Source organism: Sphingomonas sp. BLHR8, assembly GCF_056821725.1.
Genome location: NZ_JBPDIM010000001.1, coordinates 555,570 through 568,167 on the forward strand (window position 1 = coordinate 555,570; position 12,598 = coordinate 568,167).

The 12,598-nt window shown below is 64.0% G+C and carries 9 protein-coding genes; 6 read left to right on the forward strand and 3 right to left on the reverse strand.

Going from position 1 to position 12,598, the window contains the following annotated elements:
• Window positions 1–31: 31 nt before the first annotated feature.
• The gene (gene asnB / locus ACRYJK_RS02860) at window positions 32–1,966 is read right to left on the reverse strand and encodes an asparagine synthase (glutamine-hydrolyzing) (RefSeq protein ID WP_482666072.1); all 1,935 of its coding nucleotides are present in this window, start codon (window positions 1,964–1,966) and stop codon (window positions 32–34) included.
• 157 nt (window positions 1,967–2,123) lie between these two features.
• On the opposite strand from asnB, the gene ACRYJK_RS02865 reads away from it, so the two are divergent.
• Window positions 2,124–3,185 (forward strand): EpsG family protein, encoded by a 1,062-nt coding sequence (locus tag ACRYJK_RS02865; RefSeq protein ID WP_482666073.1) that lies wholly within the window; start codon window positions 2,124–2,126, stop codon window positions 3,183–3,185.
• 10 nt (window positions 3,186–3,195) lie between these two features.
• Window positions 3,196–4,320 (forward strand): glycosyltransferase family 4 protein, encoded by a 1,125-nt coding sequence (locus ACRYJK_RS02870; RefSeq protein ID WP_482666074.1) that lies wholly within the window; start codon window positions 3,196–3,198, stop codon window positions 4,318–4,320.
• On the opposite strand, the gene ACRYJK_RS02875 is transcribed toward ACRYJK_RS02870, so the two are convergent.
• Complete coding sequence (locus tag ACRYJK_RS02875) at window positions 4,317–5,594, reverse strand: sugar transferase (RefSeq protein ID WP_482666075.1); 1,278 nt, start codon at window positions 5,592–5,594, stop codon at window positions 4,317–4,319. The genes ACRYJK_RS02870 and ACRYJK_RS02875 overlap by 4 nt on opposite strands.
• A gap of 128 nt (window positions 5,595–5,722) precedes the next feature.
• On the opposite strand from ACRYJK_RS02875, the gene ACRYJK_RS02880 reads away from it, so the two are divergent.
• The 4 genes from ACRYJK_RS02880 (at window position 5,723) to ACRYJK_RS02895 (ending at window position 11,327) form a co-directional block, all read left to right on the forward strand.
• Window positions 5,723–6,550 (forward strand): polysaccharide biosynthesis/export family protein, encoded by an 828-nt coding sequence (locus tag ACRYJK_RS02880; RefSeq protein WP_482666076.1) that lies wholly within the window; start codon window positions 5,723–5,725, stop codon window positions 6,548–6,550.
• Window positions 6,547–8,751 (forward strand): GumC family protein, encoded by a 2,205-nt coding sequence (locus tag ACRYJK_RS02885; RefSeq protein ID WP_482666077.1) that lies wholly within the window; start codon window positions 6,547–6,549, stop codon window positions 8,749–8,751. Before ACRYJK_RS02880 ends, ACRYJK_RS02885 begins: the two co-directional genes overlap by 4 nt.
• A gap of 63 nt (window positions 8,752–8,814) precedes the next feature.
• The gene (locus ACRYJK_RS02890; RefSeq protein ID WP_482666078.1) at window positions 8,815–9,972 is read left to right on the forward strand and encodes a tetratricopeptide repeat protein; all 1,158 of its coding nucleotides are present in this window, start codon (window positions 8,815–8,817) and stop codon (window positions 9,970–9,972) included.
• Complete coding sequence (locus tag ACRYJK_RS02895; RefSeq protein WP_482666079.1) at window positions 9,969–11,327, forward strand: O-antigen ligase family protein; 1,359 nt, start codon at window positions 9,969–9,971, stop codon at window positions 11,325–11,327. The genes ACRYJK_RS02890 and ACRYJK_RS02895 overlap by 4 nt, the downstream gene beginning before the upstream one ends.
• On the opposite strand, the gene ACRYJK_RS02900 is transcribed toward ACRYJK_RS02895, so the two are convergent.
• Window positions 11,328–12,506: a vWA domain-containing protein gene (locus tag ACRYJK_RS02900; RefSeq protein WP_482666080.1), complete on the reverse strand. Its 1,179-nt coding sequence runs from the start codon at window positions 12,504–12,506 to the stop codon at window positions 11,328–11,330.
• Window positions 12,507–12,598 lie beyond the last annotated feature (92 nt).

Genomic DNA, 12,598 nt, shown 5'->3' on the forward strand with positions numbered 1-12,598 from the left:
GCGGCCGGCGTCGACCGCGCCTGGGCCGGCGTCAGTGCGGCTGTTCGCGCCGCCAGGCTTCGAACATGAGCAAGGTCCACAGCTGCGGCGTCCAGCTGCGCCGGCCCGATTGATGTTCGTCCCAAAGCCGGGTCACCCGCGCAACGTCGACGAGCTGCTGCTCGGCTAGGACCGTCGGATCGAGGAGGTCGCTGGCCCAGTCGCGCAGAGGGCCGCGCAGCCAGTCTCCTACGGGGATGCCAAACCCCATTTTGGGCCGGTCGACCAGCGCCTTGGGCACGTGGCGATAGAGGATCTGACGCAGCGGCCATTTGGTCTCGCCATTGCGGACCTTATAGTCGAGCGGCAGCCGCCAGGCATGCGCGATCACGTTGGCGTCGAGCATCGGGACGCGAGTTTCGAGACTGCAGGCCATGGCGGCGCGGTCGACCTTGGCGAGAATGTCGTCGGGCAGGTAACCGACGCTGTCGAGCGCCATCATCCGTTCCACCGCTGTAGAGGGCGAGCCCGGGGGCGGCAGCGTCCGGAGCACGCCCGGCGACAGCGCAATATCGCGCATGTGCGGCAGCGTGATGAGCTGTTCGTAGAGCGCGTCAGCATCGCGCGCCCCGAGCATGGACGCGCCCTTGTGCACCTTGTCGCCGAAATTGCTCACCCGGGCCCGGCCGGCGATCCCGCCCAGCCGATCCCATACTGACAAGGGAACGGCACCCAACGCAGCGCCCAATGCCGAGCGCAGAGGGCCGGGTACCCGTCGCAGCCCCCCCCACATGCGGTCGGTGAAGAGATACCGATTGTAGCCGCCGAACAATTCGTCGCCGGCATCGCCAGACAACGCGACGGTCACATTTCGCCGCGCCATCTGGGCAACGAGGAAGGTCGGCACTTGCGAAGAGTCCGCGAACGGTTCGCTGTAGATCGTCGGCAGCCGCGGAATGACGTCGAGTGTCTCCTGAGGCGAGACATAAAATTCATGGTGGCGGGTGCCGAGGTGCTGGGCGACCGCCTTCGCATGCTGAGCTTCGTCGTAACCGCGCTGATCGAAGCCGATGGTGAATGTCTCGACGGGCCGGTTCGACCGCGCCTGCATCAACGCCACGACCGTCGATGAATCGATGCCGCCCGACAGAAAAGCACCCAGCGGCACGTCGGCGATCATCTGCCGGGCGATGGCGTCGGACAGCACCCGTTCGGTCTCGCTCACGGCCTCTTCGGGCGAGCCGAGAAACGGGTCGGCGCGCGCCTCGACAATGACGTCGGCAAACGACCAGTAGCGACGATCACCCGCATCGCCGCTCGGGTGAATCGTGGTGATGTGGCCGGGCAGAAGCTTCGCAACGCCAACATATATGGTCAGCGGCGCTGGGACGTAGTTCAGCTGGAGATACTGGCCAAATGCGTCGCGATCGAGCGTCGCCACGAATTGCGGATGGCGCTGCAACGCGGCCAGCTCGGAACCGAACAGCAGGCAGCGTTCGTCCCCTTCGCCGAACCAGCCATAGTACAGCGGCTTCTCGCCGACCCGGTCGCGCGCGAGGGTGAGGGTGCCGTCGCGCCGGTCCCACAGGGCGATTGCCCACATCCCCTTTGCCTTGCGCAGCGTCCCGTCGAGGCCCCAGCACTCGATCCCGGCCAGCAGCACCTCCGTGTCGGAGTGCCCCCTCCATTCCGGCGCTGCGCCGCTCTGCTCAAGCTCGGCGCGCAATTCCGGGAAATTGTAGATTTCGCCATTATAGGCAACGACATACCGACCGGAGGCGGAATGCATCGGCTGGGCTCCGGCGGCGCTCAGGTCGATAATCGCCAATCGGCGATGGGCCAGAGTTACGCCGGCCGCGGCATCAGCCCACACGTCACCGGCGTCCGGCCCGCGATGACGTACCGCCTCCGCCATGGCCAGGCCAAGGGCGCGATCCGCCACTTCATTTCCGCCAGATGGCCGCCAAAATCCGGCAATCCCACACATGCGGCCGCGCGCCCCCTTTCGTTTCGCTGTACTGACAACAAGCTCCCCCTCCGGGTACGAGGGCGCAACTCACGGTCGTACTGCTCCTAGCAAGACGTCGCGACAGTCGATAGGGGAGCCGACATGTTCGCCGCGAAGCCATTCCAGGGATAAGCGCTTGTTCGTCTATTGGCTGCTTCTCGCATTTCCGTCGCTGTTCGTCCTCGGCGCGAGCACGCGCTCGGCGATGCGGCGGGGCGGCCTGGCTGCACTCGGCCTTGCCGCCTTCATGCTTTACTACGTGCTGCTGGCCGGGCTGCGCTATCAGACCGGCGGCGACTGGCTGAATTATCAGAATATTTACGACGCCATCGATGGCCGCGGCCTCGGCTTTGCGATGACGATGACCGATCCATTGTTCGGACTGCTGAACTGGATCAGCGCCGAATTGTCGCTCGGCATGTTCCCGATCAACTTCATTTGCCCCGCGATTCTGCTGGCCGGCGTAGTATCTCTGGCACGCCGGACCCCAAATCCATGGCTCGCAATCACGCTCGCGGTTCCGTACATTCTGATCGTCATCGGCTTTGGCTATATCCGCCAGGCGGCGGCGATCGGGTCGCTGATGATCGGGATCAACGCGCTGATCGAGCGACGAATGTTCGCGGCGGGCTGCTGGGTCGTGAGTGCGATCTTGTGGCACGCGACCGCGATCGTGGTCCTCCCCGTGCTCGCGTTGGCGATGGGATATCGACACCGTGGCGCGCTCGTCGCGATCATCGTGCTGTCGGTACCGCTGTACATTTTCGTGCTGAGCGGTCGCTTCGAGCGCTTCGAGGCATACACGGATGGGTCGATCTCTTCAGCAGGCGCACTGGTTCGCCTGTTGATGGGCGCCTGGCCAGCGCTGATACTACTGTTCAATCGACGAAAATTGACGACGACGCCGTTGGGCAGTGCGGTGTGGACCGCGATGGCGGCAACGGCGTTGATCCTCCCCGTTGTTCTCCTCGTCCGACCGGACCTTTCGACGACCATTGACCGCATCGGGCTCTATTTCGTTCCTGTCCAGGTGCTGGTGTTCGGCTATCTCACGACCTTCTTTGGGACAAAGGTGCAAGGGCGCTTCATCGTCGGACTGGGCGCGATCTTTTACTGCATCATGATCCAGCTGACCTTCCTGAACTTTGGGGTCCACGCCGAACTGTTTCGTTACAAGTCCATATTTGTGAACTTTTGAGGCGCGCACGATGGCGACGATCGTGGTGTCAGCAAATCAGGCGTGGAATCTGGTCAATTTCCGGACCGCCGTTCTTTCCGCGCTGGTGGCGGACGGGCATCGCATCGTCGCGCTCGCGCCACCAGATCCGGTGGCACAAGCGGCGCTAGCGCGATTGGGCGTTGAATTTCACGCGCTGACCATCGACGCAAAGGGCGTTTCGCCGCATCGCGACGCCGCGCTGACCGCGCGATATTACCGCGCTTTTCGAACGCTGAAGCCAGCGGCCTATCTCGCCTGGACGATCAAGCCCAACATCTACGGCGGGATCGCTGCCGGGCTGGCTGGAGTGCCGTTCATCCCCAATATCTCCGGCCTCGGCACGGCGTTCATTCGGGAAAGTCTTCTGACCCGAATCGTGCGCGGCCTGTACCGGGTCGGCCTCCGATCGGCCGACACCGTGTTCTTTCAGAACGAAGACGATCGCCGGATGTTTGTCGATATGGGTCTCGTGCGGCCGTCGAAGGCGGTCCGGATCCCGGGTTCGGGCATCTCGGTCGAAAGGTTCGTCCCCCCCGAGAACGAAACTCGCGCTGCGCCCAAATTGTTCTTGCTCGTCGCGCGACTGTTGGGCGACAAGGGCGTGCGGGAGTTTGTCGACGCCGCGCGGAGCATTCGCTCCCGCCGCCAGGATATGAACTTCGGTCTACTAGGCGCCGCCGACGCCGAGAACCGCACCGCCATCAGCTCTGCCGAGCTGTCTGCCTGGGTCGCGGAGGGGGTGGTCGAACATTGGCCGCCGGTCGACGATGTCCGCCCGATGATGCTCCGCGCAGATGCCGTGGTGCTCCCCTCCTACCGGGAAGGCGTCTCTCGCGTTCTGCTGGAGGCGAGCGCGCTGGCGAGGCCGCTGGTGACCACCGACGTCCCCGGTTGTCGCGACGTGGTGGAAGATGGAAAGACCGGGTTTCTGGCGCAGGCGAGGGATGCCTCCTCACTCGCGCAGGCGATGGAGCGGGTGGCCGATCTGCCCGATGCAGACTGGCGAGCGATGGGCGCGGCCGGTCGCCGCAAGGTCGCAGACGAATTCTCAGAAGCGGCCGTCGTCGCCGCCTATCGCAACGCCCTGTGTAAGGCGTGGGCGCGCGCTACCTAACGCGCGCCGTGCCCGGTGACCATCGTCTTCAGGGTCTTGAAGACGATGAAGAGGTCGAGCCGCAACCCAAACTGTTTGATGTAGTAGAAGTCATATTGAAGCTTCTCGTCCACCTCGTCGAGCTGTGCGACGTGGCCTTGGTTGACCTGCGCCCAACCGGTGATCCCGGGAACGACGACGTGGCGGAAACGATAAAAGGGAATCTCGCTCTGATACCAGGCGGAGAGCGCCCGCGCTTCCGGCCGGGGGCCGATGAAGCTCATTTCGCCGAGAGCGACGTTATAGAGCTGGGGGAGTTCATCGAGCCGGCTTTTGCGCAGGAAACGGCCGAGGCGTGTGACCCGGGTGTCACCGGGCTTGGTAATCGCCGCGTCGATGGCGGTGCTCCCCATCTGGTCCGCATCGACGCGCATGGTGCGAAATTTGTAGCAGGTAAACGGAACGCCGCGATAGCCGACGCGGACCTGACGAAACAGGATCGGTCCGCGCGAGTCCAGCGCAATCGCCAGCGCAACGATCGCCATCACTGGCGCGAACAGGATCAGCAGCGGAAACGCCAGCAGCCGGTCACCGACCTGCTTCGCCTTCAGGTACGCGAGTGTCGGACCCAGCATGCCGAAGTTATTCTCGGACAGGTGGTCGAGCTTCGTGCGGCCGGTCAGCGATTCGTAGAGGTCCTTGCTGTGAAACACGGGCAGACCGCTCAGCGCGTAATCGGCGATGGCGGCTTCCCACCGGTCGTCATGGTCGTGCCGAAGATCGCAGGCAATCAGCGCACAACCTTCGGCGTCCGACGGTTCCCGCACAATGCGCGTGCGAATGGTCTTGAGCTCGAGCAGCTCGCCTGCCTGACCGCCCTCGATGACCCCGACCAACAGATCATCGTCACGCTGCAAGAAGAAATACACCGCGTAAAATGCGATGATCGCCAAGACGAAGGAACTCGTCATCATGCCGCGGGAATAGGGCACGCGCCAAAGCAGAATGACGATCAGCGCGAGACCGTAAGCAGCGAAAAGGCAGGGGAGGATCGTGTCGCTGCTCTGCACGCCGGGAAGCGCGCTCATATTCCGGTTCAGCCAATGGGCGGCGATCAGCGCTGCGATCACGGCCACCGCCGTCGTCGCCGCCTCGCGGTGAAGGAACGGCAGGCCACGCACGACGGCCGTCGAGATCAACGGAATGAGGACGGCAAAGAAAAGGATTGCAATGAGTTGCAGGAGCGTGTTCGAACGTAGCGAACGTCCGGGCAAGCGTGTCGCACCAGTGAACATTGAATGAGCTTGTCCTGAATTCACGACGCGCGAACAGGGCGCACGCGCCGCTTTGGACCGGTCACGCTCGCCACTTCATGGGCGGCACATATAATGCGCGCAGCGATGGTGGCAATCGGGCGGCATCGATGGCCGATGAGTGCGACGCGCTCCGACTGCAGGCTGGCGCGTTGCATCGTCCAACGTCTTGGGCCAAAGAGCGCAGCCATCGGTTTGGAGCTTGCGGATTGGCTGTGTCCTCATTTCCCCGCCATCAGGGCGTGACACGAGCGTTGCTCGCTGGCGTTATCGTCCTGGCAATCAGCGGCTGCGTTACTCGTCAGAAGGTCATCCCGTACGATGATCGGGGTACCATGCAGGCCCCGACGACCTCTGTCACGCGCGGGATCAGCGATCAGATCGGCGTGCTTGGTCCGCTGGATGTGCTGCAGATCACGGTATTTCGCGTCGCTGACCTCAGCGGAGAGTATCAGGTATCGCCAACAGGCGACCTGACCATGCCGCTAATCGGCAACCTGAACGTGCGCAACATGACGACGACGCAGCTTCAGACGCGGCTGCAGGAACTGTACGGCGCGCGCTATCTGCGCAACCCGAGCATCATCGTTGCTCAGAAAACGACAAATCAGCGCGATTACACGGTCGAGGGTTCGGTGGCATCACCCGGCCTGTTCGCTGCGACCGGCTCCACGACGCTGCTTGAGGCGATCGCGCAGGCGAAGGGTCTGCGCGAGGACGCCAACCCCCGCCGCGTCGCGATCTTCCGCCAGATCGACGGGCAGCCCATGGTAGCGGCGTTCGACCTGACTGCAATTCGCTCAAATCAGAGCGTCAACCCGCGGGTCTATCCCGGCGACATCGTCGTTGTGGATTCATCCGGTGGACGAGGCGCTTACCGCGACATCATCAACGCGATCCCTGTGCTCGCGGTCTTCACGGGCCAGGTTCTGCAATGAATACTCTGATCACGCCGGCCGGGATGACAATGGCTCCGGGAGCGTCGCTGGATGGCAAGGCCGACGGGGGCGATGCCGGCCTGTTCGACTTTCACACGCTCGCGCGCATCTTCGCCGAGCGGAAGTGGCTCCTGCTTGGTGTTACCGCATTGGGCCTGGCGGCGGGCATCATCGCATCGCTTCTGATCACGCCGCTTTACCGCTCGACCGCGACCATCGAACTCAACCCGCCGCAGGTGGAGGTGTTCGGCGGACGTGGCGAGGAGGGCGCCAACCAGAATACTCGGTCCGTCGGCACGGCCGAATTCGTCCAGACGCAGCTTGGGCTATTGCGGAGCGACGCGCTGGCACTTCGCGTGGCGCAGCAGCTCAACCTTGCGGCCAACCCCGCGGTCGCGCCGGAAACGCTCAGCCGCGCGCAGCGGAACGAAGCGGCCGCGAAATATGTGAAAGATGCGCTGCGGATCGAATCGGTCCGGGAGAGCATGCTGATCTCGGTCGGCGCGGTGTCGCCGGACAACCAGCTCGCCGCGCGGATTGCGAACGCGACCGCGGAAAGCTTCATCACCACGACGCTCGAGCGCCGCTACGACAGCAGCTCCTACGCGCGTAATTTCCTCCAGACGCAGCTCGCCACCACCAAGGATGCGCTCGAGCAGTCGGAGCGTCGCCTCAACGATTATGCCATCCGTTCGGGCATCATCCGCACCGGTGGGCGGACGACCAGTGGCACGGCCCCGTCGGAGTCCGACACGATAAGCGTGTCGAACCTCACGCAGTTGAACCAGGCGCTGAATGAGGCCCGCATTCGCCGCATCAACGCAGAACAGGCCTATCGCTCGGGCGCCGCGGGTCAGGCGCAGGTGCCCAACGCCGCGGCGGAGGGACTGCGTCAGCAGCGCGCGTTGCTGCAGGCGCAATATCAGGAAAAGTCGCGCACATTCCTTCCGGATTACCCCGAAATGCGCGAGTTGAGGACGCGGATCGACTCGCTGGATGCCGCGATCGCCCGGGAAAGCTCCACCGCCGGCTCGAGCACGCGCGAACGACTGCGTGCAGAATATGAGGCCGCTTCGCGCGCGGAGCAGGCGCTCGCGCAGCGAGTCAACGGGCTTCGGTCCGAGGTTCAGTCGGAGCGTGGACGCTCGATCGAGCTCAATATCCTGCAGCGCGAAGTGGACACGAACCGCGACCTCTACGACGCGCTTCTGCAGCGTTATAAAGAGATCGGCGTCGCCGGGGGTATCGGTCAGAGCAATGTGTCGCTGGTCGACCGCGCCGAAGTCGCGCGGGCGCCGTTCCGTCCGAATCTCGGGCTTAACATCGCGCTTGGGCTCCTCGGCGGTTTGCTGGTCGGGGCCGCGCTCGTCCTGTTCCTCCACCTCCTGTTCGACAATGTGACCACACCGGACGACGTGCGGGAGAAGGTCGGCCTGCCACTGATCGGCGTCGTGCCCGCGGAAACCGAAGGGCTGACGCTTGCCGAGGCGCTCGAGGATCCGAAGTCGCACATTTCGGAGGCCTATTTTTCCGCGCGCACCGGTCTGCAGTATGCCGGTGCGGATGGGCCGCCGCGCTCCCTGTTGCTCACCTCCACGCGTCCGGGGGAAGGCAAGTCGACCTCCAGCTTCGCCATTGCCCGGAATTTCGCCAAAGGCGGTTCGCGCGTCCTGCTGATCGACGCGGACATGCGAAAACCGACTTTCCAGTCCGGCGATCGCGAAAGTCGAGGGCTGGGCCACCTGCTGCAATCGTCCGATCCCTTGCTGAACTTTGTGCAGCCGACGCAGACCGACAATTTGCAGTTGCTCCCGGTCGGACGCTTTACCGGCAGCCCCGCCGAACTCCTCGCGTCCGTTCGTCTCAAGAGCCTTATTCAGGAGGCGGCGCGCGAATTCGACATGGTCGTGATCGACGGTCCGCCAGTGTTGGGCCTCGCCGACGCGCCCCTGCTGGGCGCGCTGACGGAGGCGACCCTCCTTGTCATCGAGAGCGGCGAGACGCGGACCGGAGCGGTCAAGGAAATGCTGCGTCGCCTTCGCGCGTCCGGCACCAACGTTCTCGGCGCGCTTCTCACCAAATATAATCAGGGCCGCTCCAGCTACGGTTATTACAACTACAGCTATCGCTACGGCGGCGAGGACGTGGGCGGCCGCGTTTCGAGCGATCGTACGCGTACACTCGACATCGTTCGCGACTAATCCATGCGCAGGGGGAGGAAACGCGTTCGCGGGGCCGCGACGTCGCTGTCCCGTGGCGGGCTGATGGCCGGGGCAGGCGTGCTCCTGATCGGCGCGGCGGCTGCACTCAGCGGCTTTGCGGTCAACCTCGCCAACAGCCGCGACCTGCCAACCGGTCGCATCCCATGGTCGTCGGGTTCGATGGAGGCCAGCCATCTACGCCTGTCCTTCCGTGAGCAACAGGGGCGGAGCGACCGTCGACTTGCTGAGAGAGCCCTTGCCGCAGCTCCGTCGACACCGCTGGGGTACGAGCCCTACCTCTATGTCGGCGCCGAAAGGGTTCTCGCGGGCGATGCGCGTGGGGAGGCGCTTGTCCGGGAGGCCATTCGCCGCAACCCCCGTTCGACCCATGCGCGCGGGCTGCTGCTGCGCTATTATGCACAGACCGGCAACCTGCCGCGGGCGATCGCGGAGGTCGCGGGACTGGTTCGCCTGTCACCCGACGAGGCCAGCGAGCTGGTCTTCGCCATCGGCAGTCAGATGCGAACGCCGGCAATGATCGACGACGCGGTCAATGCGCTTCGTGGCACCCCGCGTCTCTACCCTTCGCTGGTGAACGGTTTTGTCCGACAGCAACCCAACGCCGCGCTGGTGGCGGCCTTGCGTGACCGGCTACCGCCCCGAGCGGTCGCAAGTCAGGACGTCTCGCGACCACTGGTCGACGCGCTCGTCGGCACCGGCGACTACCGCGGGGCGCGACGGATCTGGGCCAGGAGCTTTGGTACGAACGGCCAGGCCGCGCTGCTTTACGACAGCGCCTTCCGCGACGGCCGCGCGCCGCCGCCGTTCAATTGGTCGTTGACCCAGAGCGACCTTGGTGTCGCAGAGCGGCAGCGCGGCGGCGGCGTCTATATCGAGTATTTCGGCCGGGAGGCTGGAACATTGGCGCAGCAGATAACCGTCCTCCCCCCGGGGAAGTATCGCCTTGCCGCGCGGTTGCTGCCGGGTGAGAGTCTCGCGGAAAAGCTGTTTGTTCGCGTGTCCTGTGCGCGCACCGACAGCCTCCTGGAACTCGCGGAATTGCGTCCCGCCATCGATCGCGAAACCGTCGTCGCCGTCGATTTTGCAGTGACGCCAGCGTGTGATGCGCAAAAGGTCGAGATCATCGGACGGCCCGGAGCGGCACCTGGTTCGGCCACTGTCGTCGTCCGAAACATGGGGTTGGAGCGCGTCGGCGGATGAAGTCGCTGTCTGGTTACGAATTGACGCTGCTCGGCTTGTTCGCGGCGACCCTCCTTCTCGGAGGGGCGAGTGCGGCCGGCTTCGCTGGCAATCTGGCGCTTCAGATCGCCGCGCTCGCGGTTTTGGCGTTCGCGTTGGCCACCGGGCGCGTTGGACGGGTCCCCAATCGCGGATTGGCGCTTTGGTTCATGGCGCTGGCCGGTGTTCTGCTGCTGCAGTTTCTCCCTTTGCCGCCGATGATCTGGTCGGCGCTTCCGGGTCGAGAGGGCGTCGCTTCAGGTTTCGAGATGCTGGGGCTCAAGGGGATGCCTTGGCAGCAGTGGTCGCTTGCCGCGGATCGGAGCCTAGCCAGCATGACGTGGTGGTTGCCGCCCTTGGCGCTGTTCCTCCTCATGCTCGACGATCGCGGCCCCGACTCTTGGCGAGCAGCATGGGTGGCGAGCGCCGTGGCGGTCGCCTCGATTGCTCTTGGCGCGTTGCAACGGCTGGGCGGCGGGGCAGGCTACCTTTATCGCGTCACCAACGACGGATTTGGCGTGGGGTTTTTCGCCAACACCAATCATCAGGCGAGCTTCATGCTGTGTGTGCTGGCGCTGATCACGGGCCTCTATGCTTCGGCGGTCAGCGCGCCTCGTCGCCAGCGCGGCATCGGCCCCGCCTTCTACTGGGCTGCGGTTTCGCTGCTCGTTGTTGGCGTCCTGCTAAGCGGGTCGCTGGCGGGCATGCTATTGTTGATCCCGGTCGGCCTAGCCTGCGCTCTGATGCTGTGGCGCAACATCGCGCTCAACCGCTGGACTGTTCTCGCTGCGGCACTCGGGGCTTTGGCGATCATCGCATTCATGTGGCTTGCCCCGATCGAGAATGATCTGCGTGATGGAGCACAGGCCATCGCCGGCATTTCCCGCCGGGACTTCCTCGACAAGGGTCTGATCATCGCGCGGGACTTCGCGCCCGTCGGGACGGGCCTCGGCACTTTTTCCCTGATCTACCCCTGGTACGAGCAGTTCGACCAGGTGACGCCCACTTTCGTTAATCACGCCCACAATGATGTGCTCGAGGTGCTGATCGAGCTAGGGCTGCCGGGCGCGATCCTGATGCTGGCCTTTGCGGCCATCTGGGCGCGGCTGAGCTGGGCGATCTGGCGGGCGCGCGACAATTTCGGCGCGATGGCGGGATCGATCATCGTCGGCACGCTGCTGGCGCACAGTTTCGTCGATTATCCGTTGCGGACTGCAGCATCAGCAAGCGTCTTCGCCCTCGGTCTCGCCATGATGATCCGGCCGCAGCCGGTGCGGGGGCGGTCGAGGCGCGAAGAGCGCGGCCCGGTCGAAAAGGCTCCGATGATCGCAATTTGATTAACGTTTGCGGGTCAGCTCCCGCATTGCGTTATCGAGCCCGTCGAGGGTGAGCGGATACATCCGCCCCGCCATCAAATCGCGGATCATCCCGGTCGACTGCGAATAGCCCCAATGCGCTTCCGGCATCGGGTTCAGCCACGCCGCAGCAGGGTATGTCGTGGTCAGCCGCTGCATCCACATCGCACCCGCCTCATCGTTATGATGTTCGACGCTGCCGCCAACATGGGTGATCTCGTAGGGGCTCATGGCGGCGTCGCCGACGAAGATCAGTTTATAATCATGGCCATATTTGTGGAGCACGTCCCAGGTGGGCGTCCGCTCGGCAAAGCGACGACGGTTGTCCTTCCACACGCCCTCATAGGGACAGTTGTGAAAGTAGAAGAAATCGAGGTTCTTGAATTCACTCGACGCCGCGCTGAACAATTCTTCGCAGATGCGAATGAAGGGGTCCATCGATCCCCCAACATCGAGGAACAGCAGCACCTTGACCGCATTGTGCCGCTCCGCGCGCATGCGAATATCGAGCCAGCCCTGACGCGCCGTGCCATCGATCGTCGCATCGAGGTCGAGCTCGTCGGCGGCGCCGTCGCGCGCGAAACGCCGAAGGCGACGGAGCGCTACCTTGATGTTGCGCGTGCCCAACTCGCGGGTGCTGTCGAGATTGCGAAACTCGCGGCGGTCCCATACTTTCACGGCCCGTTTGTGCCGGGATTCCCCGCCAATCCGAACGCCCTCCGGGTTATAGCCGGAGTTACCGAACGGGCTGGTGCCGCCCGTCCCGATCCATTTGTTTCCGCCTTGGTGCCGCCCTTCCTGCTCCTCCAGTCGTTCGCGCAGGGTCTCCATCAGCTTTTCCCAGGAGCCGAGCGCATCGATTTTCGCCATTTCCTCGGGCGTCAGATATTTCTCGGCCACAGCACGGAGCCATTCTTCCGGGATGTCGGCCTGAGCTTCGGACCAGCTCGTTTCCAAGCCGCGAAATGTCTTGGCAAACACCTGATCGAAGCGGTCGACCAGCCCCTCGTCCTTCACATAGGTGGCGCGGGCGAGGTAGTAGAATTCCTCCGGGCGACGCGCGATGACGTCGCGGTCCAGCGCTTCGAGGAGGGTCAGATGCTCCTTGAGACCGACCATGATTCCGGCGCTTCGCAACGCTTCGAGAAATCCGAGGAACATGCGGCATGCGAAGCATAGCGGCGCGAGGCAGGCAAGCCATCGGCAGCGTTGAGAGCACGTTAACGGAGCTTCGTTATCGCACGTTCAGTTTC

Excerpts from the sequence above, each read along its gene's own strand:
- asnB (WP_482666072.1), bottom strand. The coding sequence starts at position 1,966 with ATGTGTGGGATTGCCGGATTTTGGCGGCCATCTGGCGGAAATGAAGTG.
- ACRYJK_RS02870 (WP_482666074.1), top strand. The coding sequence starts at position 3,196 with ATGGCGACGATCGTGGTGTCAGCAAATCAGGCGTGGAATCTGGTCAAT.
- ACRYJK_RS02875 (WP_482666075.1), bottom strand. The coding sequence starts at position 5,594 with ATGTTCACTGGTGCGACACGCTTGCCCGGACGTTCGCTACGTTCGAAC.
- ACRYJK_RS02880 (WP_482666076.1), top strand. The coding sequence starts at position 5,723 with ATGGCCGATGAGTGCGACGCGCTCCGACTGCAGGCTGGCGCGTTGCAT.
- ACRYJK_RS02885 (WP_482666077.1), top strand. The coding sequence starts at position 6,547 with ATGAATACTCTGATCACGCCGGCCGGGATGACAATGGCTCCGGGAGCG.
- ACRYJK_RS02890 (WP_482666078.1), top strand. The coding sequence starts at position 8,815 with ATGGCCGGGGCAGGCGTGCTCCTGATCGGCGCGGCGGCTGCACTCAGC.
- ACRYJK_RS02895 (WP_482666079.1), top strand. The coding sequence starts at position 9,969 with ATGAAGTCGCTGTCTGGTTACGAATTGACGCTGCTCGGCTTGTTCGCG.
- ACRYJK_RS02900 (WP_482666080.1), bottom strand. The coding sequence starts at position 12,506 with ATGTTCCTCGGATTTCTCGAAGCGTTGCGAAGCGCCGGAATCATGGTC.